Raw genomic sequence first — 22,640 nt, 5'->3', positions numbered from 1 at the left:
AGGTTGTGAAAGGTCATAAGCCAGGGCTATTGTAATCTACAGGGAATGACGTTTTGCGTCCCATAAGGAGTTTACTTGATTACACATATTAGCCCACTTGGCTCAATGGACATGTTGTCGCAGCTGGAAGTCGATATGCTTAAACGCACGGCCAGCAGCGACCTGTATCAACTGTTTCGTAACTGTTCGCTTGCCGTTTTAAACTCCGGCAGTCTGACTGACAACAGCAAAGAACTGCTGTCCCGCTTTGAAAGTTTCGACATTAACGTGCTGCGTCGCGAACGCGGTGTGAAGCTGGAACTGATCAACCCGCCAGAAGATGCATTCGTCGATGGTCGTATCATCCGCGCGCTACAGGCAAACCTGTTTGCAGTACTGCGCGACATTCTGTTTGTTAATGGTCAGATTCATAATGCGGGGCGTTTCCAGCATCTGGATCTCGAAAGCTCCGTGCACATTACTAACCTGGTGTTCTCTATTTTGCGTAACGCCAGAGCATTGCACGTGGGCGAAGCGCCAAACATGGTTGTCTGCTGGGGCGGCCACTCCATTAATGAAAATGAATACCTGTATGCCCGACGCGTCGGGACGCAGTTAGGATTGCGCGAGCTGAATATCTGCACCGGTTGCGGACCAGGTGCTATGGAAGCGCCAATGAAAGGCGCTGCGGTGGGTCATGCTCAGCAGCGTTATAAAGACAGCCGTTTTATTGGGATGACCGAGCCGTCGATTATCGCCGCTGAACCACCGAACCCGCTGGTTAACGAACTGATCATCATGCCGGATATCGAAAAACGTCTGGAAGCTTTCGTGCGTATCGCCCACGGCATTATCATCTTCCCGGGCGGCGTGGGAACGGCAGAAGAGTTGCTGTATCTGCTGGGGATCCTGATGAACCCGGCGAACAAAGATCAGGTTCTGCCGCTCATCCTGACCGGCCCGAAAGAGAGTGCCGACTACTTCCGCGTGCTGGATGAGTTTATCGTGCATACGCTGGGCGAAGCCGCGCGCGTGCATTACCGCATTATCATTGATGACGCGGCAGAAGTGGCGCGTCTGATGAAAAAAGCGATGCCGCTGGTGAAAGAGAACCGTCGTGATACTGGCGATGCCTACAGCTTCAACTGGTCGATTCGTATCACGCCGGATCTGCAAATGCCGTTCGAACCGTCCCACGAGAACATGGCCAACCTGAAGCTGTACCCTGACCAACCGGTTGAAGTGCTGGCGGCAGACCTGCGTCGTGCCTTCTCGGGGATTGTGGCGGGTAACGTCAAGGAAGTGGGCATCCGCGCCATCGAAGAGTTTGGGCCATACAAAATCCACGGCGACAGTGAAATGATGCGTCGCATGGACGATCTCTTGCAAGGTTTTGTCGCGCAGCACCGTATGAAGCTGCCAGGCACCGCCTATATCCCCTGCTACGAAATCTGCGCCTGACGCGCAAAGCGTTTCATGAACCGGGAACAGCGATGCGCTCTCCCGGTTTTTTTATAATTACCAAAGAGATAACACCTTTCCTTTATTAAGCCAGCTAATACATCATACAAAAATTATCGCCACGCAAACGATTACCCACCTAATGCAACCGCGTTTTATAAGCCAAAATTTAAGTTAGTCATCACAAACCACCATAAACAACGATTTTTACAACGCAACCTCCGTATCTACCTTGCAATACTTTCAGGTGATATGTCGTTAATGCTAGCCTTCGCGCGCGTAAATTCGCTTTGATGTTTTTTTAACAGACTAATGATCCAAACATATCCCTGTTAGAAGTGGATTATTGCATTTGGGATCGCGATCACTGATAGATTCATTAGTTAAATGTATCTTTCTGCCCGCAAATTACTACGGTTAAAAATTTTATAAAAATCGTCATTGCAAGAATTTCGTTTTACTGTCAGGAATTTTTTCCTGATTTTTAGCTTCCTCCAGGAGAAATAGATGGAAACCATTCAAACCAGCACTATTGCTTCGACTGAAACACGAAGCGCATGGCGCAAGACCGACACCATGTGGATGCTGGGCCTTTATGGCACGGCTATCGGTGCGGGCGTATTGTTCCTGCCAATTAACGCAGGTGTCGGTGGGATGATCCCGCTGATTATCATGGCAATTATCGCCTTCCCGATGACCTTCTTCGCTCACCGTGGTCTGACTCGCTTCGTGCTGTCCGGCAAAAACCCGGGCGAAGACATCACAGAAGTGGTTGAAGAGCACTTTGGTATCGGCGCAGGTAAACTGATTACTCTGCTGTACTTCTTCGCGATTTACCCGATTCTGTTGGTTTACAGCGTTGCGATTACCAACACGGTTGAGAGCTTCCTGACTCATCAGTTAGCTATCACGCCACCACCGCGTGCGATCCTGTCGCTGATCCTGATTGTCGGGATGATGACTATCGTCCGCTTCGGTGAGCAGATGATCGTGAAAGCGATGAGTATCCTGGTGTTTCCGTTTGTTGCCGCGCTGATGCTGCTGGCCCTGTACCTGATCCCACAGTGGAGCGGTGCTGCGCTGGAAACGCTGTCCTTTGATTCTGCGGCCTCTACCGGCAACGGTTTGTGGATGACCCTGTGGCTGGCGATTCCGGTTATGGTGTTCTCTTTCAACCACTCTCCGATTATCTCCTCCTTCGCGGTGGCGAAGCGTGAAGAGTACGGTGACGCGGCAGAGAAAAAATGCTCGAAGATTCTGGCATTCGCTCACATCATGATGGTGCTGACAGTCATGTTCTTCGTCTTCAGTTGTGTACTGAGCCTGACTCCGGCAGACCTGGCAGCAGCGAAAGATCAGAACATCTCGATTCTGTCTTACCTGGCAAACCACTTTAACGCGCCGATCATCGCCTGGATGGCACCGATCATCGCGATGATTGCCATCACCAAATCCTTCCTCGGCCACTACCTGGGCGCACGTGAAGGTTTCAACGGGATGGTTATCAAATCGCTGCGTGGTAAAGGCAAATCTATCGAAATCAACAAACTGAACCGCATCACCGCGCTGTTCATGCTGGTAACGACCTGGATTGTCGCTACTTTGAACCCGAGTATCCTCGGTATGATTGAAACCCTGGGCGGCCCAATCATCGCGATGATCCTGTTCCTGATGCCGATGTATGCGATCCAGAAAGTACCGGCAATGCGTAAATACAGCGGTCACATCAGCAACGTGTTTGTTGTCGTGATGGGTCTGATTGCTATCTCCGCGATTTTCTACTCCCTGTTCAGCTAAGTTGTTTGGCGCCGCTTTCGGGCGGCGCTTCCTCCCTGATACAACCGCAATGGATGCCCTATGATTAGCGTATTCGATATTTTCAAAATCGGCATTGGCCCTTCCAGTTCACATACCGTTGGACCAATGAAAGCCGGCAAACAATTCACGGATGATCTGATTGCCCGCAATATTCTGACGGATGTAACCCGCGTCGTGGTGGATGTGTATGGCTCCCTGTCGCTGACGGGTAAAGGCCACCACACCGATATCGCGATTATCATGGGTCTGGCAGGAAATCTGCCGGACACCGTCGACATCGACGCCATCCCTGGCTTTATCCAGGATGTGAACACCCATGGACGCCTGCTGCTGGCGAATGGTCAGCATGAGGTTGAATTCCCGGTTGATAAATGCATGAACTTCCATGCTGATAACCTGTCTCTGCACGAGAATGGGATGCGCATAACCGCGCTGGCAGGCGATAACGTCCTCTACAGCCAGACTTATTACTCCATTGGCGGTGGTTTCATCGTTGATGAAGAACATTTCGGTTTACCAAACAGTGCGCCGGTCAACGTACCGTATCCGTACAAATCGGCGGCCGATCTGCAAAAACACTGTCAGGAAACCGGGCTTTCCCTTTCCGGCCTGATGATGCAAAACGAACTGGCGTTGCACAGCAAAGAAGAGCTGGAACAGCACTTTGCTAACGTCTGGGACGTGATGCGCGGCGGCATTGAGCGCGGTATCACCACCGAGGGCGTACTGCCAGGAAAACTGCGCGTACCCCGTCGTGCGGCGGCGCTGCGTCGGATGCTGGTAAGCAGCGACAAAACGACCACCGATCCGATGGCGGTCGTTGACTGGATCAACATGTTCGCTCTGGCGGTGAACGAAGAGAACGCCGCTGGCGGGCGCGTCGTCACCGCCCCCACGAACGGTGCCTGCGGTATCGTGCCGGCTGTCCTCGCCTACTACGACAAATTCATCCGCGAAGTGAACGCTAACTCGCTGGCACGCTACATGCTGGTCGCCAGTGCGATTGGCTCACTGTACAAAATGAATGCCTCAATTTCCGGCGCGGAAGTGGGCTGTCAGGGCGAAGTCGGCGTGGCCTGTTCAATGGCGGCGGCCGGTCTGGCAGAACTGCTGGGCGGCAGTCCAACGCAGGTATGTATTGCAGCAGAAATCGGCATGGAACATAACCTCGGTCTGACCTGCGACCCGGTTGCGGGACAAGTTCAAGTACCATGCATCGAGCGTAACGCGATTGCGTCCGTAAAAGCGGTCAACGCGGCGCGTATGGCGCTGCGTCGCACCAGCGAACCGCGCGTCTGCCTCGATAAAGTCATCGAAACCATGTACGAAACGGGCAAAGACATGAACGCCAAGTACCGCGAAACCTCTCGCGGTGGCCTGGCCATGAAGATTGTCACCTGCGATTAATCGTGCACACAGAGGCCTCATTTTGCGAGGCCTCTTCTTGTTTTGGCCTCCCGCAATAGCCTGCTTCTGTCCTGAATGTTACCCTACAGGCTGACTGGTAAGGGAGAACACCGTGGCTGTCCATCTGCTCATCGTCGACGCACTCAATTTAATCCGTCGGATCCACGCCGTTCAGGGATCGCCCTGCGCGGATACCTGTCTGCATGCGCTTGATCAGTTGATTGTCCACAGTCAGCCCACCCACGCCGTGGCGGTATTTGATGATGAAGCACGGAGCAACGGCTGGCGTCATCAGCGCCTACCGGACTACAAAGCCGGCCGTCCACCGATGCCTGACGAACTGCACAATGAGATGCCCGCCCTGCGTGCCGCTTTCGAGCAACGAGGTGTCGCGTGTTGGGTGTCGAGCGGCAATGAAGCCGATGACCTGGCGGCAACGCTGGCGGTTAAAGTCGCACAGGCAGGCCATCAGGCCACCATCGTGTCGACTGACAAAGGCTATTGTCAGCTACTCTCCCCAACCTTACGTATTCGTGATTACTTTCAGAAACGCTGGCTGGATGCGCCGTTCATTGAAAAAGAGTTTGGCGTTCAACCGCAGCAATTGCCGGATTACTGGGGACTGGCGGGGATCAGCAGTTCAAAAGTGCCAGGCGTCGCTGGCATCGGCCCGAAAAGCGCGACGCAACTGTTAGTGCAGTTTCAGACGCTGGAAGGTCTCTACGCGCATCTGAATGATGTGCCGGAAAAATGGCGCAAGAAGCTGGAAACTCACCAGGAGATGGCATTCTTATGCCGTGATATTGCGCGTTTGCAAACCGATTTGCAGCTTGACGGTAACCTGCAACAGTTGCGCCTGGCGCGATAATGTCGTGGGCCGGATGACGCAGATCGCCCAACCCGGCACACAAACAGCGACGGACACTCCGCCGTTTATTCTTCGATACGTAAGCCGTAGGTTTTAAACTTCTCCAGCACAACGGCGATCTCTTCATCGGATAACACCGGCACCGGATCCACAACCGCCAGCGTCTTCATATAGAGTTGCGCCAGCACTTCTACTTCGTGTGCCAGCCACAGCGCCTTTTGCAGATTCGCCTCACAGGCAATTAAACCGTGATGCTGCAACAGCGTGGCTTTGCGATTTTTCAATGCCACGACAACATGTTCAGAGAGCTCTCGGGTTCCAAAAGTAGCGTAAGGCGCGCAAGGAATTGAATTTCCCCCTGCCGCCGCAATCATATAATGGATTGCCGGAATCGGCCGGTTGAGAATAGACACCGCAGTACAGTGAATGGCGTGGTTATGCACAACCGCATTCGCCTCCGGGCGAGTCTGATACGCCGCAAGATGAAAGCGCCATTCGCTGGACGGTAATTTACCTTCTTCATATCTGCCGTCGTTATCCACGTAAACAATCATCTGTTCGGTCATTCGCTCATAAGGAATGCCGCTCGGGGTAATCAACATACCGTCCTGATAACGCGCGCTCACATTTCCCGCAGTCCCCTGGTTTAAACCCAGGCGCGTCATTTCAAGACAGGTTTCGATAATTTCTCGAGATAAACGAGTTCTTTCCATCTCAGTTCTCCGGGTAATCGGTTCAATGGCTGATAACGCTCTTTTTGTCGCGCGTATTATTTTTGTCTTAAGCGCTTAATTAATTTCATTTCCACTTTTACCGTCTCATGGACGGGGCGATCTTCAATGGCGCTGAGCATCATGGCGAACGCTTTTTCCGCCCAGGCATTCTCGTCCTGCTGCATCGACCACACGTTATTGGACAGAAATCCCAGCATCGGATGCTCATCGAACGTGCCGATATTGATCTCGGGCGGAATGACGCCAAAACGGTCGCGAATGGCTCTTACCGCGCCTTCCAGCACCGGTAATGACGAGGCGATGAACGCCTGCGGACACCCTGCTTCGTCGATTAAAGCCTGCATAATCTGATATCCCCCTTCCGGGGTGTTCACCGGTCCTTCACGCACCCAGTCACGGTGATGAATCCCTTTTTTACTGAGCGCATTCAGATAGCCCGTCATACGGTCGCTGATACTGGGTAAACCGGTATCACCCACCAGAAACCAGAGCGGTAACGTTTCGGTATCCAGCAAACTTTGGGTTAATTGTTCGCCACCTGAAATATTGTGACTTTCCACCAGCGCGTTATCCGTATACTTAAAATCACGGTCCAGCAATACCATCGGTTTTCTCACCTGGCGTAAATGATGCTGCTGGTTTTCTAACGTCGCCGGGACAATAAAAAGGCCGTCCACATTACGGGCAATTAAGGCCTTGGTGATCTTGTTTTCGTAATCGACATCATCATAGGTACAGCTAATCATCAACTGGTAACCCGAGCGGCGGCAGCGCTGCTCGAGTTTCTCAGCTAACGTGGCAAAAAAGACGTTAGAAATATTAGGTACAATCAGGCCAAGCGTATCCGTTTTATTCAGCTTCAGACTGCGGGCGGAATGGTTAATCACATAACCATATCGCTCGACATATTCATTAATACGCGTTTGCGTTTTGAGGCTGATTCGATACTGTTCAGCTTTTCCGTTTAGCACCAGTCTCACGGTTGTCACCGATAAATTCAGGTCGCTGGCTATCTGTTCTACTGTTTTAGCCATGTATGTGCCCCAGTCACCGTCCACGCGTCAATTGACAATCATAAAAGTATTTTACACTTTTGTCTTACCGCATCAGTCGGTTAAGCGCACGCCATTGATCTCACCAGGTAAGCGGGGCGCAGATACCGCCCCCAGCCTGTCTATTTCTTGCCGAATGGATGTAACAGCTTGTCAATTTCCGGCGTATTAATGTTCTGGGCGCTCACAAATTTCACCGGAATATCGATCTCTTTCGCGACCGTTTGTCCGGACAGCGCCGCATTCAAGGTTTTAATCCCCTGGTAACCAATCTGAAAAGCGTCCTGGACGACAAAGCCCTGGATCACGCCAGTGTTAAGGAAGTGAATAATGGCTTCAGTGCTGTCAAAACCTATAACTTTCACCTTCCCTTTCAGATTCTGACTGTCAATAGCGTTAGCGACCCCCAGCGTTGAGCCCTCATTAGTGCCATAAATCCCGGCCAGATCGGGATTGGCCTGAATCATATCAATGGTCTTATCCATCGCTTTTTGCGGATCGCCATCACTGTACTGCACAGGCAGCACCTTGATGTCCGGATACTTTTCCTTCATACGGGCAATAAACCCTTCCGAGCGCTCAATCGCCGATGACGTTCCGGCGACGTGAGCAATAATGCCGACTTTACCTTTATTATTCACTTGCGCCGCCAGCGCATCCGCCGCTTCAGCGCCAGCTTTACGGTTATTGGTCGCAACAAAGCTGACTGGAATATCGGAGTTCACGCCAGAGTCAAAGGTGACAACCTTAATACCTCGCGAATTCGCCGTTTCCACCAGCGGAGCAAGCGCATTCGCATCCAGCGCGGCCAGCAGCAGGCCATTCGGTTTTTGCGCCATGGCGTTTTCAACCAGCTGAATTTGTTCTGCGATCTGGGTTTCATCCGCAGGCCCCACATAGCTGGTTTTATCGCCCAACTCTTTCGCTGCCGCTTCCGTTCCCATTTTTACGGTTTGCCAGAATTCATGCTGGAAACCTTTACTGATGACGGGAAGGTTCAAATCTTTCGCCAACGCGCTGGAAGTGACGCACGCCAGCAGGGATAACGCATAGATAAAATGCCTGGTTTTCATTGTTGTACTCCGTTGTGAGTGTGTCACCCTTAACGTCAGGGTCTGTGTTCCCCGTGACTGCCGGGAGCGTAAATCAACGAATCTTTTTGCGTAACGTATCGAGATAGACAGCGGCGACGACCACAATGCCCATCGCCACCATTTGCCAGAACTGGGAGACGCCCATCAGGTTCAGGCCGTTTTTCAATACGCTCATAATGAATGCACCGATGATGGTGCCGCCGATAGTGCCGATCCCGCCCATCAGACTGGTGCCGCCGATTACCACGGCGGCGATGGCTTCAAGTTCATAACCGACGCCAACCGTTGGCTGACCAGAGTTCAGGCGCGAGGCCAGAATGACCCCGGCAATGCCCGTTAACAGTCCACAGAAGGCATAAACAAAGATCTTAACGCGCTGGACTTTGATCCCGGAAAGGTGCGCCGCCACTTCATTACTGCCCACGGCATAGACGTAGCGACCAATCACTGTTTTTTTGAGGATATAACCGGCAGCCAGGGCGACAATCACCAGATAGAACACCGGATACGGCAGTACATCGAATAAACGTCCCTGCGCCAGCAATTTAAAGGTGGGGTAATCAGCAAAATAAATGGCGCGACCGTCCGTCATGACCATGTTGATTCCTCTGACGGACATCATCAGCCCCAGGGTGGCGATGAACGGCGGAATCGTCATTTTGGTCACCAGCAGACCGTTTATGTAGCCGCACAATCCCCCGGCCAGCACGCCCGCCAGAATGCAAACCGGCAGTGGCAGTCCGAGCGTCGCACAAATGCCCACCGCAACGCCGGAAAACGCCACCACCGACCCTAAGGAAAGATCGATCCCCGCAGTAATAATCACAAACGTTACGCCAATAGCCATAATGCCGATAACCGACGTTTGTAGCGCAATCGTCATAATATTTTCGGTATTAAAGAAAAACGGCGAACTGAAGCTGAAGAAGACAACCAAAATAATCAAACTAAAAAGCGGCGCAAGGCGCATTAAAAGTTCTTTATTAATTTTTATTTTCTTATTATTGCTGTCTGAAGAGGTTACAGAGATGGTCATGATTTAATCCTCTAACGTCGCATATTGCATGATTTTTTCTTGTGTGGCGTTATCAGCAGTTAATTCTCCGGTAATACGACCACTGCGCATAACTAAGATACGATCGCACATGCCCAGAACCTCCGGTAATTCCGAGGAAATCATAATGATCGACTTCCCTTTCGCCACAAGACGATTCATTAATTCATAAATTTCCAGCTTTGCGCCAACGTCAATTCCCCGGGTGGGTTCATCAAAAATAAGAATATCGGTATCTTTGCATACCCAGCGGGCAATAATAATTTTTTGCTGATTTCCCCCACTCAGATTCAGAGCCGCCTGTTCAAGGTGCGGCGTTTTGATTCTGAGCGCCCTGACCTGTTCTTCACTCGTTTGCTGGCAGCGTTTCGCATCAACGTTGCCAAAACGGTCAGCGTATTCAGGGTAATTCCCTAACATAATATTGCGCTCAACGGACAGATTAAGCGCCAGCCCCTCTTTTTTGCGGTCTTCGGTTAAATAGCTAATACCTTGCGCGATGGCGTCAGAGATACCCTTTATCACAATGGCTTTGCCGTTCAACTTAATGGTCCCGCTGTCGATGGGATCGGCGCCAAAAAGCGCCCTCGCCAGCTTCGTTCGTCCGGCCCCCATCAAGCCAGCAAAGCCCAGTATCTCTCCCCGATTCAGCGTAAAATCGATGTTATTGAGGACGCCTTTACGCGTGAGGCCGCTGACTTCCAGCACCGGTTCCTGATGCGCCCGCGCTTCGCGGCGAGGGTAGATATTTCCCAGCTCACGCCCCACCATCATCGCAATCAGGTCGCTGATCTTCACGGTTTCATAATCAACGGTATCAATGTACTGGCCATCGCGCATGACCGTCGCGCGATCGGCAATCAAGGCCAGTTCTTCCAGACGATGCGAGATATAGACAATCCCGGTCCCCTGCGCTTTAAGTAACCGGGTCACCTGAAATAAACTTTCTATTTCCGTTTCCGTCAGCGCCGCCGTGGGTTCATCCATAATCAGGATTTTGGCATTAACGGATATTGCTTTCGCGATTTCCACCATCTGCTGCTGTGCCACCGTCAGATCTGCCACCAGCGTTTCAGGCGAAATATTCAGGTTTAATCTGTGTAAAATTTCGGTCGCCGCCTGGCGCTGTTGTTTTTCATCCAGTCGCCAACGGTTATTTTTACAAAACTCTCTGCCGATAAAGATATTTTCTTCCACGGTTAATTCCGGGAAGAGATTAAATTCCTGATGAATAATGGTGATCCCGGCATGCTGCGCGCTGAGCGGATCGCTGAATGACACCGGACGATCCTCAAATATAATATCTCCCTCATCCGGTTGATAAACACCGGATAAAATTTTCATCAGCGTGGATTTGCCTGCACCATTTTCACCTAATAGCGCATGCACTTCGCCTTTGCGAAGAGTAAAGTTCACATTACTCAACGCTAATACGCCGGGAAAGCGCTTGGTAATATGATTCATCTGTAAAAAGGTTTCGGACATTGCTGCTTTCCTCAATAATCAGAAACTGCAGGCAGTGAATCAGGCGAAGTGCATTCTCAGGGAGCGAGCGTCACCATGAATGTGAATACTTCCTGAAAACACGTATACGTCACGTCGATAAGTTGCCAGATATTGCTAACTCGAGTTAGCGATTTGCCCTTTAAAGCTATTTTAGCCACCCAAAATAGCCAAATCATTTGGGTTAAAAGTGTGATACCGGACAGACATTTATTTCTAATCTTTTGATTTTAAATATTTTAATAAATTTGACTGCCGTTGAATTATTTGATGCAGATCGAATTTTAACCACTTCTCGTGAAGCCACTCACATTCCCATCAGAAAAAAGTTGTGTAAAAAACACGCTAATATCTAAGCTAACTCGAGTTAGCAAATTCACCTATTTCAGACGACTGCTGCGGCGGTGCTCTTTCATCCGCCTGAGCAGCACGCCTACACGTGAGATGAGGAACCCCGAATGAAGAAGAACAGCCTGCCGAAAATTGGTATTCGTCCGGTCATTGATGGACGCCGAATGGGTGTGCGTGAATCACTGGAAGCCCAGACGATGAACATGGCGAAGGCCACAGCCGCACTGCTGAAAGAGAAACTACGCTACGCCTGCGGCACGCCGGTTGAATGCGTTATTGCCGACACCTGCATTGCCGGAATGGCGGAATCTGCCGCCTGTGAGGAGAAATTCAGTTGTCAGAATGTCGGTCTGACGATCACCGTGACCCCATGCTGGTGCTACGGCAGCGAAACCATCGATATGGACCCCCTGCGGCCAAAAGCCATCTGGGGTTTTAACGGCACCGAGCGCCCGGGCGCAGTCTACCTGGCGGCAGCGCTGGCGGCGCATAGCCAAAAAGGGATCCCAGCCTTCGCCATCTACGGTCAGGATGTACAGGATGCTGGTGATACGTCGATCCCGGCCGACGTTGAGGAAAAATTACTGCGCTTCGCCCGGGCAGGACTTGCCGTCGCCAGCATGAAGGGAAAAAGTTATCTCTCACTGGGCGGCGTGTCGATGGGGATCGCCGGTTCCATCGTCGATCATCATTTCTTTGAGTCCTGGTTGGGGATGAAGGTCCAGTCCGTCGATATGACGGAACTGCGCCGCCGTATCGATCACAAAATCTATGACGAAGCCGAACTGGAAATGGCGCTGGCGTGGGCGGATAAGCACTTCCGCTACGGCGAAGATAAAAATGCTCAGCAGTATCAGCGTAATGCCGAACAAAGCCGGGCGATCCTGAGGGAAAGCCTGCTGATGGCAATGTGCATTCGCGACATGATGCAAGGAAACGCTAAGCTGGCGGAGATGGGACGCGTGGAAGAGTCGCTCGGCTATAACGCGATTGCTGCGGGCTTCCAGGGGCAACGACACTGGACCGACCAATACCCCAACGGCGATACCGCCGAAGCGCTGTTGAACAGCTCGTTTGACTGGAACGGCGTGCGCGAACCGTTTGTTGTCGCCACCGAAAACGACAGTCTGAACGGCGTCGCCATGCTGCTTGGACATCAGTTGACCGGCACCGCACAAGTCTTTGCCGACGTGCGTACCTACTGGTCGCCAGAAGCCGTTGAACGCGTGACGGGCCAGCCGCTGACCGGACAAGCAGAACACGGCATTATCCATCTGATCAACTCCGGTTCCGCCGCGCTGGATGGCACCTGTAAACAGCGTGATAGTGAAGGAAAACCGACGATGAAACCACACTGGGAGGTCACACAGCAGGAGGCTGACGCCTGCCTGGCGGCCACTGAGTGGTGTCCGGCGATCCATGAATATTTCCGCGGTGGTGGCTATTCGTCACGCTTCCTGACCGAAGGCGGCGTGCCATTCACCATGACTCGTGTGAATATCATCAAAGGTCTGGGGCCCGTTCTGCAAATTGCAGAAGGCTGGAGCGTTGAACTGCCAAAAGAGGTCCATGACACTCTCGACAAACGTACCGATTCCAGCTGGCCCACCACCTGGTTTGCGCCACGCCTCACCGGTAAAGGCCCCTTCTCCGACGTCTATTCCGTGATGGCTAACTGGGGAGCAAACCATGGCGTCCTGACCATCGGCCACGTCGGCGCAGACTTCATCACCCTCGCCGCGATGTTGCGCATACCTGTCTGTATGCACAACGTGGAAGAGGCGAAAATTTACCGCCCTTCCGCCTGGGCCGCGCACGGCATGGATACAGAAGGCCAGGATTATCGCGCCTGTCAAAATTACGGTCCTCTCTACAAACGCTAACAGGCAACCCTCCTCTTTGGGGAGGGTATTTTTACGGCTTAAGGAGCGGTTATGAAACAAGAAGTGATTCTGGTTCTCGACTGCGGCGCGACAAACGTGCGGGCCATTGCCGTTGATCGTCAAGGACACATTGTCGCCCGAGCTGCGGTTGCCAATGCCAGTGAGATTGCCGTGGAGAACAGCGCCTGGCACCAGTGGTCGCTGGATGCCATCCTGCAACGTTTCGCCGAATGCTGCCGAACGCTATCCGCTGAACTCTCAGCCTGCCAGATCCATGGGATCACGGTCACCACCTTCGGCGTTGATGGCGCGTTGGTCGATGAACGCGGTCAGTTGCTCTACCCCATTATCAGTTGGAAGTGTCCTCGCACCACCGCGGTGATGGATAACATCAGCCGTTTTATACCGCCGCGTCAACTTCAGACCCTTTCTGGCGTCGGCGCATTCAGTTTCAATACCCTGTACAAGCTGATATGGCTAAAAGAAAATCACCCACAGCTGCTGGAGCAGGCCCACGCCTGGCTATTCATCTCCTCACTCATTAATCATCGCCTCACCGGCGAATTCACCACTGACATCACCATGGCCGGCACCAGCCAGATGCTGGATATCCAGCAGCGGGATTTCAGCGCCGATATCTTACAGGCTACAGGATTACCGCGGCGGCTCTTCCCGCGACTCGTGGAAGCGGGTGAACAGATAGGTTCGCTGCTGCCTGCAATGGCAACAATGTTCGGTCTCCCGGCAGGAATTCCCGTTATCTCCGCCGGGCACGATACCCAGTTCGCACTGTTTGGCGCTGGTGCGGAGCAAGACGAACCGGTGCTCTCCTCCGGCACGTGGGAGATTCTGATGGTACGCAGTGCCAGGGTTGATACGTCGTTATTGAGCAGACATCCCGGTTCAACCTGTGAGCTGGACAGCCAGCCGGGACTTTATAATCCGGGGATGCAGTGGCTTGCTTCCGGCGTACTCGAATGGGTGCGCACGTTGCTGTGGCCCCCTGAGACACCGTGGCAAACATTGATTGCTGAAGCGCAAGCCGTTCCTGCCGGGGCCGATGGCGTGCAAATGCAGTGCGAACTGCTCTCTTCTGCGGACGCAGGCTGGCGAGGCGTTACGCTGAATACCACCCGCGCGCATTTCTACCGCGCGGCGCTGGAAGGATTAACGGAACAATTGCGACATAACCTGCATACGCTGGAAAAAATTGGTCAGTTCAGCGCGACGGAACTGCTACTGGTCGGCGGTGGGAGTCGCAATACGCTGTGGAATCAAATCAAGGCCAACATCCTTGAGCTTCCTGTCAAGGTGCTGGATGACGCAGAAACCACCGTTGCCGGTGCGGCGATGTTCGGCTGGTATGGCGTCGGCGCGTTTTCCAGTCCACAGAAGGCCAGAGAGCAGGTGCACTACCAGTACCGTTATTTCTATCCCCAAACACAGTAAAGGAATATTACATGCTCAAAACGATTTCTCCTTTAATCTCGCCGGCTCTGCTTAACGTTCTGGCGCAGATGGGGCACGGTGATGAAATTATTCTCTCAGACGCGCACTTCCCGGCGCACAGCATGGGACCGCAGGTGATACGTGCGGATGGTCTTAGCGTCAGCGACTTACTGCGAGCCGTAATCCCACTATTTGAGCTCGACAGCTATGCCCCACCGCTGGTCATGATGGCTGCCGTCGAAGGCGACACTCTCGACCCGAGTGTAGAGACGCGCTATCGCGAGGCACTCTCCACACAGGCACCGTGCCCGGATATCATTCGTATTGATCGCTTTGCCTTCTATGAGCGTGCGCAAAAGGTCTTCGCGATCGTCATCACCGGCGAATGTGCAAAATACGGGAATATTCTTTTAAAAAAAGGGGTAACACCGTAATCTCAATCACGCTCAGGGTATCGGATTAAGAGGTGAGAAGAGATGAAAGCGGCACGTCAGCAGACCATTGTGGATCTGCTCAGTCAGCATAAAAGTCTGACCACCGAAGCGCTGGCCGTTCAGCTCAATGTCAGTAAAGAGACCATCCGCCGCGATCTCAGCGAACTACAGGTACAAGGAAAGGTTCTACGCAACCACGGGCGCGCGAAAGGGATTCTGCGGGAAAACCCGGACAGCGGCGATCCTTTTCATATTCGCCTGAAGAGCCATTACGCACACAAAGCCGATATCGCCAGAAAGGCGCTGAGCTGGATTGAAGAAGGCATGGTGATTGCGCTGGATGCCAGTTCTACCTGCTGGTATCTGGCGCGACAGCTACCAGATATCAATATACAGATCTTCACCAACAGTCAGCCCATTTGCCAGGAACTCGGTAAGCGTCAACATATTCAGCTCATCAGTTCTGGCGGCAGACTAGAGCGCAAGCATGGCTGCTACGTCAATCCTGCACTCATTTCACAGCTTAAATTCCTTGATGTCGATCTGTTTATTTTTTCCTGCGAGGGGATCGATCGTCATGGCGAGCTATGGGATTCCAGCACCTTTAACGCGGATTTCAAATCGGTCCTGTTGAAACGTGCGTCTCAGTCGTTATTGCTGATCGACAAGAGCAAATTCAATCGCTCAGGAGAAGCTCGACTCGGGCATCTGGATGACGTAACGCATATTGTGTCGGACAGCGCGTCGAGGTAATCAGACTATTACATTCACTGATGTCAATTTCAGAGCTCGCGCCATAGCAACAATACGCCTTCAAATATCATCCATTGCAGAAAAAACAATCATAAGAATAATCCACCACATAAATCACGAAAATAAAGCATAAAACACCAATCCACAATAGTACAAAGCGCATTATGCCAATAATCCCGATAAAATAGAAAATAACAAGAAATTATCCCTTTTAAAATACATAAAGATAATAATCTCTTTTTTGATTATGACTATTTTTACGCGTTGCCCTGGTAAAAAAATAATGTTATCAATCTAATTAAGTCATTATTTATAATTGTAACCATGCACGCTTTCTAAAAGAGTTGAGCATAGTGCTATTTTTATGACTCAAGACTACCGACATATATATTAAGGATGATTTATGAATTTGAGAACTAAGGTATTTTTATTTCTGGCACTGGGCATTTTCACCTGCGCAAGTGGCATTGCGCTGGCTAAGGCTCCCTCAACGGCAACGGCTTCAACTCAGTCGTCTGACAATATCAGCGTTATCAATATTCTTGATAATAAAGCAACAATGACTTTGCCTGAAGAATTTAAACGCATGTCTGCAAAGCAGTTGGCAACGCAATATGCCGCGGCCAACCCGCCCCCCAAAGAAGCATGGTATATTGATACCGGTAAAAATGTTATTGCCCTGACGTTTTCTTTTCCTTATCCAGGAAAGGCTCTACAGGATGAGCAAGTGCCGATGGTTGCAGAGATGATGAAAACGCAGATGGCACAACTCAACCCTGTTCTGACCACCAAAAAAGTCAATGGGCATACGGTTAGTCGACTGGAGCTGGCGATGCCGGACGGCACGAGAAAGGGCGCGTCAAATCACATGATCATACAGATCTCCTCTTTCAACAATGAGCTGATGATGTCCACTTTTACAGTGCCTGCCGAATTAAAGGATAAATATCTGCCGACTGGACTCATCGCTTTAGATTCGCTCAAATACTAAAACATGCTTTATTCATTAATAGCAATTTAGCGCAAGGAACGCCGACACCAGGACTTTATCCTTAAGCATCCAACATAACCCATAAAATGACGAAAGCTGTAAGCAACGGTTAATCACAATATAAGTCAGGCATGAATCTTAATCGTTCCTGCCTGGCTTTATCAAAAAGGACTTTTGTATGAAGATATTGCTTATTTCTCAGGACGTTTACTTCACTCATGGGGTTCTGAACATTTTTCAAACCGCAGAATATTGCTGTGAGAGCATGTCGTCGGATAATTTTTCATGTTCTGATTTATACACATTATCTAATGAATATGATCTCATCATTCTTGATGCGGTTAATTTCACAAAATCAAACGTGAAATTTAACTTTAATCACCCTTTGCACAATGTCATTGTGGCTATAGATATTTCACCTTCGCTTCTCAGGGATAAACGAAACTTCATATCGAAGAAAGACCCTATTCATGTCATTCAAAGCAAGGTGCAACAATATTTAAGCCTTGTTCACGAGGACGTTAAATACAAAGAGTTTAAGGCGCTACAGTTTACGGCCGCAGGAAAGAATATCCCGGTCATTGCCTCCATGCTTAACACCACGGAGAAAAACATATATCAATTGAGAAACCATTTAGTTTATAAGTGTGGTTTCCTGCGATACCATCCCTTTACAGCCATATATTGCAAAAAAATACTCCCTTTTATCTCACGGCAGTCTCCCGCTGATTTACTCTATTACAATATGGAACGGGGACATCATAAAAAAGCCATTACACCAGAGATGACAACATCGCAATGACGTGGATGGTTTCCGCTTTCAGTTAACCCTAAGCTAACCGTGATTAGCTTAGGGTTTATACGCCGTAAGCCATTGCCCCTGTGGAGGCTTCACAAGACATTAATCACATCATCTCTGATACATGACTAAACAAATATCGTGGGAACTACATAATTGAAACATATAAAAGACCTATTAATCATTGCATTAGTTAACATTTTCTCTGTCTATGCATACTATAGTTACTTGAGTGTTAATTATAGTTGATTAGATAAAGCCATGCTATCCACTTGTTAATAACAATTAAGATAATCATCATTTACTGACATAAAAAAAGATAACGTTTCATATATAGAATAATTCCTAAATTAATATAATCCTGCATTGCTATATTATTTCCCACTATTGGGGGGAGGTATACATATGGATTATATTATAGAGGACACTATCAGGTTTAATACGGAAGATCGATCGCTTACCCACGTTGAAACAAGTGATAACATATTTTTAGCGATGCCCGGATGCTTTCTTCTTGAATACCTTGTTAAAAACCAGGGGACAATATTCACTCGCAATCAGTTGCTTGACGATATTTTTAAAAAGAATGAGTTAGTGGATAGTGACAGTAATCTAAGTCAAAATGTCTCAATGTTGAGAAAAAGTTTCCGTGACTTAGGCATCAGTAAAGATATCCTCTTAACTAAGCCCAGAATAGGGTTACTCCTCTCCGAAGAGGTGAAGGTGACGGAAATGTCGCCTCAACCCACCAGGACGTTGAAAAAAAAATTCAGTATTAAGTCAGGGATCAACCTCTTCAGTATCCTGTTGTCCCTTACCGTGGCACTCCTCCTGTCCGTTTGGTCTTACATTTACCATCAGGAGCATTTCAGCGCTCTGCCTTTGCCCAAAGCAGAGAACATCAATGGTTGTAAGGTTCATATCCTGAGCAAAACGGAACAGGCAAAAGAGAGCCTTGCGAGTCTGATCCAAAAGGAATCACTGCAATGTAACGATGAGGACGTTCTCTATTACCTCGAGAATGACTCCGTTAATATTGCCACTGAATCACTGGTGCATTGCCGTTCTTCAACCAGTGCTACACCTGTCTGTGAGAAGTACCTGGCAAGAGGTCCATTATGATAATTATTAAAAAAAACAAACTTTTCATTTGGCTACCTCTGTTACTGGCTTTCCTGTTTTTAATTGTCTCTCATTTTTACAAGCGCACTCAGACCTACTCTTGTACAGGTCAGCAAAAGGTTTATCTGAACGCTGACGAATACATGAATTTACGGATTAAAATTAATATTCATAAACAAACGGTCAGCATGACGGTGAAAGGAGCTCATCATCAAGCGGATGGTTCTATGAGCAGAATTTATCGCCAAGGTACCTACCAGTACCGCCAGTTCTACAACGGACTCTATGAAACCACATTGCTTCAGGAGCAGCGGTTCTCTATCGACCAATCTCCCGATCGCTTAAGTAGCAACATTTTTGGTATTAAGGTTGGTGAAAAAATCAATGTAAGAAGCAATAAAATCCGTAATGACCTGCTCGTCTTCGGCACAGAGTACATCTGGGTCTATGCCTGCCAAATGGAAGCCTGATCCAACTGATCGTACCGCTATCTGGATGAGAGGCGATGACTGCCGCACGTTAATATCCTCCTGTCCAGATTATCCATCATTCTGCATCAACAAAGTAAGCAGTACGCCATTTCCCTGAGCGCAACAGCCCTGGCCCTGGTTGAGACCAGCTATGTCGCTGGTGCTCTGTTGCATGGTTTCGCCCTGCGTCTTACTATCATCTGACCAGCTGATGTTCCGCCAGCCTGCTAACGGTCTCAGACAACTCCGCCACTCATTTTTATTCTTTTCACTACTCCCTTTCCCCAGGCTGCTCTCCTCATCCGCTTCTCTCTTCATCTCACCCGGCTCATGAATAAGATGATTATCCCTGCAACTCACTAAATAATAGTTAAATTCACTAAATAAATGTCAATTTGCGAGTTTAGATATCAATTGTTGTCATAAACAGAAAAAATGTACTCAAGTTAAGCAGGACTTAAACAATAGTAAACGAAATATACCTCTCACGGCGCTACATAATATTAACAAACAGACTTATATTTTGTTTTTACCTGATAAATAAAATTTAACCATTTATGTTATGGAACTTAAAATTCTAAACAAATGTACGTGATAAATGCGTTAAGTCAGAGATTTCAGTGGGTCGAAGAAGGTTTGCAGGCGTTTAATTTCAATAATTTCAGTTAAGTAAGACTTTTGCCCTTCAATCTTAATTATCATCTATATGGATTTAATACAGAGTAATGACCTATATAATGAGTGAAAAAGGAACATCAGATTACGGAGTAATTTCAGACATGCATATGAACAAATTGTATGGATATCTTATTGATTCCTCTGTTCTCTACTTGCCATTTCAGCAACAGCTCATCAGTAACCGTGGTGCCTCCTGCCAGTTACGAAACACAATGAGTGAACTGATGTATTTTCTTATGCGGCACGCGGAGAGAGGCATTGTTACCGATGACGAAATTATATTTAACGTTTGGGAAAAAAATCAACTTTCTGGCACCTATAGCCGCTTATGGCAAGTGATGCAAAATCTGAAACAGAAACTCGATGAAGTCGGTGTAGAGAATGAGCTGTTTATTCGTGTCAGAGGGAAGGGATATTATCTGATGAATGATAAAATAACGCCTCTATACACTTTTGATAAGAGTAAATCGGGCAAAGAGAGTAGCCACGTTAATTTTTCACGAATTTAACTCTCTCGTTCCTGAAATTAAATCCGCATCACTAAGTGTGATATCAACAGTTTAGTATTTTTACACTTGTAAGATACCTTCAAAACTGAATATCCACTTCAGGATGACAGTGATTATGCGTCTAAAAAACAGAAATAATATATCTATAAATTAGCGTAAGCAGCATTGACTTTCATAGCAACTTACGCCCGAAGGGAGGGTTATTTCAATAACCCAATAAAAGCTGACAAGGAGTGAACTGATGAAATCTCGCCTGTTATTTAGTGCCATGCTTGTGTGTTCTACCTTTGCGCTCACCGCCTGCGATAGCGGTAGCGACACCGCTGCCGCAGTCAACGGCACGAAGATACTCGAGGGGAAAGCCACGATAGTTCTGCCAGAAGAATACACGCTGATGCCTCAGGATATGCTGGAGAAAAAATATACTCAGGCGGCGCAACGACCAAAAGAAGCATGGTATGTTGAAAGCGAGGGTGGGAAAGTGACAATGGCTTTTAGCATGACCACCAACCCGATGAAAGAATCTCAACTTCCGCAATTTGCAGAGATGATGAAAAAGCAACTTAGCGCATTTTCCCCGCAAGTATCCGAAGTGACCGTGAACGGCAAGAAAATGCAGCGTTTAGAGATGATCACCCCCGACGTCAATAATCCAGCCACGGGCATCTATAACGTTATGCAACTCTCTTCACTGGATGACAAGCTGCTGATTACCACTTTTAACAGCACTGATGACCTGAAAGAGAAATACAGTGCAGCGGGCGTGGAAGCGCTTTCCTCTCTGAAATATTGATCGCTTACAGGGGCAGGTGCGCCCCTTTTAATATAAAGGAGTCCGGATGAACAGGGAGGTCTTACTTAGTCAGTTTTATGCTTTTCTGACCGTAGCGATCTGGTCCAGCGCCTATGTCTATACCAAAGTGGCATTGCTGACATTCTCGGCCACCGCCCTCGGTCTTTTGCGCTGCGGGGTCGCCACGCTTTGTCTAATGACATTACTCACTTTTTATCGACAACTCGCCGTCAAGTGGCGTCATATACCTGTTTTTATGCTCTCTGGCGCAAGTGGCTTTTCGCTCTACTTTATCGCCTTTAATACAGGATCCCTCTCCCTTAACCCCACTACCGCCAGCATTATTATTGCGCTGTGCCCAATCATCAGCGCCCTGTTGGCTCTCGTGGTATTTAAAGAAAAGTTGCGGACGAGTCAGTGGCTGGCAACACTGACCGCATTTTCTGCGGTACTGTTTATTTCGCTTCAGGAAGGGTCTTTGCTCATATCGCAAGGGATTATCTGGATGTTGGGCGCCGCCGCCTTACTGGCGCTCTATAATGTGATACAGCGCCGGATGAACCGGCAGATATCCGCGTTGCAGATGACGGCTTACAGCTTTTTGTTCGGCACGGTGATGCTCCTGGGGTATGCCCCTGATGCACTCCGTGAACTGCACGATGCCCCGTCGGGTGCCATAGCACTGGTGATTTATCTTGGTCTCTTCCCCGGCGCTGTTGCTTATATTACCTGGGGAAAAGCACTGTCCTTAGCCGAAAATACCGGACAAGTCACCAACTGGATGTTTTTAACCCCCTGCCTGGCACTCTTACTGGAGTATGTCGTCACCGACAGCTATCCAGGGAAAGCCACCCTGGCTGGCGGGACTATTATCCTGATTTGCCTGCTCTGTTTTTTACGCAAGAATAAAAGCCATGGACGATAATGCAGGCAATGCCTCCCCTCGTAAAAAGCCCCACACAAGGTGCATTTTTTGGTTACTCTGCGCGCTGACGCTGCTCTCTCTGATTGTCGCTACTAACCGCCTGGTGGTATTTACCTGGTTTCATCGCGTCCCGCCGGTGTTGCTGGTGCTGTGCAGTCTTGTTATTTTGCCGGTAGGAAGCAGGATTTTCTGGCGTATCCTGACACTTGTCCCGGCCTGTTTTATCGCTATTTTTCTGTACTGGCTGTTACTCTTTTTGGCGCCCCGTGAATTCCAGCGCGAGTTTGCATCGCCATCGGGTGAGAAACATCTGGTTATCGAATATGACCATGCCAGTCGACCGTCTCTCTATCGCAGACATTCTATTTTTATGATACCGATCGTAACCCCGGATGTTGTAGGCTCAACAGAGATAATAGCCTGGCACGTAGAGTGGTTATCTGACGATGAAATACGCTTTTATCCCCGCGATGGAGCGGTTTCCGTCAATATTTTTCTTCGTTGATAAGGGGA

At 49.3% G+C, this 22,640-nt stretch carries 21 protein-coding genes; 16 read left to right on the top strand and 5 right to left on the bottom strand.

Annotation, left to right across the window (positions count from 1 at the left end):
• Positions 1 to 75: 75 nt before the first annotated feature.
• The 4 genes from ppnN to xni all read left to right on the top strand — a co-directional run bounded on the left by ppnN (position 76) and on the right by xni (position 5,533).
• Positions 76 to 1,440, top strand: a complete 1,365-nt coding sequence (ppnN, locus tag I6L53_RS04615; RefSeq protein ID WP_042322511.1) for a nucleotide 5'-monophosphate nucleosidase PpnN — start codon at positions 76 to 78, stop codon at positions 1,438 to 1,440.
• Positions 1,441 to 1,947: 507 nt separating this feature from the next.
• On the top strand, positions 1,948 to 3,237 hold the full coding sequence (gene sdaC / locus I6L53_RS04610) for an HAAAP family serine/threonine permease SdaC (protein WP_042322509.1): 1,290 nt from the start codon (positions 1,948 to 1,950) through the stop codon (positions 3,235 to 3,237).
• Positions 3,238 to 3,297: 60 nt separating this feature from the next.
• Positions 3,298 to 4,665, top strand: a complete 1,368-nt coding sequence (sdaB, locus tag I6L53_RS04605) for an L-serine ammonia-lyase II (RefSeq protein ID WP_042322507.1) — start codon at positions 3,298 to 3,300, stop codon at positions 4,663 to 4,665.
• 112 nt (positions 4,666 to 4,777) lie between these two features.
• Positions 4,778 to 5,533: a flap endonuclease Xni gene (gene xni / locus I6L53_RS04600; protein ID WP_042322504.1), complete on the top strand. Its 756-nt coding sequence runs from the start codon at positions 4,778 to 4,780 to the stop codon at positions 5,531 to 5,533.
• Between the two features lie 65 nt (positions 5,534 to 5,598).
• Here the strand turns inward: xni and fucA are convergent, their stop codons facing one another.
• From fucA to I6L53_RS04575, 5 genes are all read right to left on the bottom strand, one after another.
• Positions 5,599 to 6,246, bottom strand: coding sequence for an L-fuculose-phosphate aldolase (gene fucA / locus I6L53_RS04595; protein ID WP_042322501.1), 648 nt, complete (start codon positions 6,244 to 6,246; stop codon positions 5,599 to 5,601).
• Between the two features lie 56 nt (positions 6,247 to 6,302).
• The gene (locus tag I6L53_RS04590) at positions 6,303 to 7,301 is read right to left on the bottom strand and encodes a LacI family DNA-binding transcriptional regulator (protein ID WP_042322499.1); all 999 of its coding nucleotides are present in this window, start codon (positions 7,299 to 7,301) and stop codon (positions 6,303 to 6,305) included.
• 140 nt (positions 7,302 to 7,441) lie between these two features.
• Positions 7,442 to 8,392 (bottom strand): ABC transporter substrate-binding protein, encoded by a 951-nt coding sequence (locus I6L53_RS04585; RefSeq protein ID WP_042322495.1) that lies wholly within the window; start codon positions 8,390 to 8,392, stop codon positions 7,442 to 7,444.
• Between the two features lie 73 nt (positions 8,393 to 8,465).
• The gene (locus I6L53_RS04580; protein WP_042322493.1) at positions 8,466 to 9,449 is read right to left on the bottom strand and encodes an ABC transporter permease; all 984 of its coding nucleotides are present in this window, start codon (positions 9,447 to 9,449) and stop codon (positions 8,466 to 8,468) included.
• 3 nt (positions 9,450 to 9,452) lie between these two features.
• Entirely contained in the window at positions 9,453 to 10,952 is a 1,500-nt protein-coding gene (locus I6L53_RS04575; RefSeq protein WP_042322489.1) for a sugar ABC transporter ATP-binding protein, read from the bottom strand.
• A gap of 476 nt (positions 10,953 to 11,428) precedes the next feature.
• On the opposite strand from I6L53_RS04575, the gene fucI reads away from it, so the two are divergent.
• The 12 genes from fucI to I6L53_RS04515 all read left to right on the top strand — a co-directional run bounded on the left by fucI (position 11,429) and on the right by I6L53_RS04515 (position 22,632).
• Positions 11,429 to 13,204 carry an L-fucose isomerase gene (fucI, locus tag I6L53_RS04570; RefSeq protein ID WP_042322486.1) on the top strand — a complete coding sequence of 592 codons (1,776 nt, stop codon included), beginning with the start codon at positions 11,429 to 11,431 and terminating at the stop codon, positions 13,202 to 13,204.
• 51 nt (positions 13,205 to 13,255) lie between these two features.
• Complete coding sequence (gene fucK, locus I6L53_RS04565; protein WP_042322482.1) at positions 13,256 to 14,653, top strand: L-fuculokinase; 1,398 nt, start codon at positions 13,256 to 13,258, stop codon at positions 14,651 to 14,653.
• A gap of 11 nt (positions 14,654 to 14,664) precedes the next feature.
• The gene (fucU, locus tag I6L53_RS04560; RefSeq protein ID WP_042322480.1) at positions 14,665 to 15,087 is read left to right on the top strand and encodes an L-fucose mutarotase; all 423 of its coding nucleotides are present in this window, start codon (positions 14,665 to 14,667) and stop codon (positions 15,085 to 15,087) included.
• A 42-nt stretch (positions 15,088 to 15,129) separates the two neighbouring features.
• Entirely contained in the window at positions 15,130 to 15,840 is a 711-nt protein-coding gene (gene fucR / locus I6L53_RS04555) for an L-fucose operon activator (RefSeq protein WP_042322479.1), read from the top strand.
• Positions 15,841 to 16,243: 403 nt separating this feature from the next.
• On the top strand, positions 16,244 to 16,831 hold the full coding sequence (locus tag I6L53_RS04550) for a hypothetical protein (protein WP_042322476.1): 588 nt from the start codon (positions 16,244 to 16,246) through the stop codon (positions 16,829 to 16,831).
• Between the two features lie 178 nt (positions 16,832 to 17,009).
• Complete coding sequence (locus I6L53_RS04545; RefSeq protein WP_042322473.1) at positions 17,010 to 17,633, top strand: response regulator transcription factor family protein; 624 nt, start codon at positions 17,010 to 17,012, stop codon at positions 17,631 to 17,633.
• A 402-nt stretch (positions 17,634 to 18,035) separates the two neighbouring features.
• Positions 18,036 to 18,752, top strand: coding sequence for a winged helix-turn-helix domain-containing protein (locus I6L53_RS04540; protein ID WP_052425411.1), 717 nt, complete (start codon positions 18,036 to 18,038; stop codon positions 18,750 to 18,752).
• Positions 18,749 to 19,222, top strand: a complete 474-nt coding sequence (locus tag I6L53_RS04535; RefSeq protein ID WP_042322472.1) for a hypothetical protein — start codon at positions 18,749 to 18,751, stop codon at positions 19,220 to 19,222. Before I6L53_RS04540 ends, I6L53_RS04535 begins: the two co-directional genes overlap by 4 nt.
• Positions 19,223 to 19,959: 737 nt before the next feature.
• Positions 19,960 to 20,409: a winged helix-turn-helix domain-containing protein gene (locus I6L53_RS04530; protein ID WP_167382398.1), complete on the top strand. Its 450-nt coding sequence runs from the start codon at positions 19,960 to 19,962 to the stop codon at positions 20,407 to 20,409.
• Positions 20,410 to 20,650: 241 nt separating this feature from the next.
• Positions 20,651 to 21,202, top strand: coding sequence for a hypothetical protein (locus I6L53_RS04525; protein WP_042322466.1), 552 nt, complete (start codon positions 20,651 to 20,653; stop codon positions 21,200 to 21,202).
• 46 nt (positions 21,203 to 21,248) lie between these two features.
• Positions 21,249 to 22,127 (top strand): DMT family transporter, encoded by an 879-nt coding sequence (locus tag I6L53_RS04520; RefSeq protein ID WP_042322464.1) that lies wholly within the window; start codon positions 21,249 to 21,251, stop codon positions 22,125 to 22,127.
• Positions 22,117 to 22,632: a hypothetical protein gene (locus I6L53_RS04515; protein ID WP_042322462.1), complete on the top strand. Its 516-nt coding sequence runs from the start codon at positions 22,117 to 22,119 to the stop codon at positions 22,630 to 22,632. Before I6L53_RS04520 ends, I6L53_RS04515 begins: the two co-directional genes overlap by 11 nt.
• Positions 22,633 to 22,640 lie beyond the last annotated feature (8 nt).

Origin of the sequence: Citrobacter farmeri, assembly GCF_019048065.1 — a bacterium.
Taxonomy (GTDB): Bacteria; Pseudomonadota; Gammaproteobacteria; order Enterobacterales; family Enterobacteriaceae; genus Citrobacter_A; species Citrobacter_A farmeri.
The sequence above is the reverse complement of the archived record's forward strand: the minus strand, read 5'-3'. Positions and strand labels throughout refer to the sequence as shown.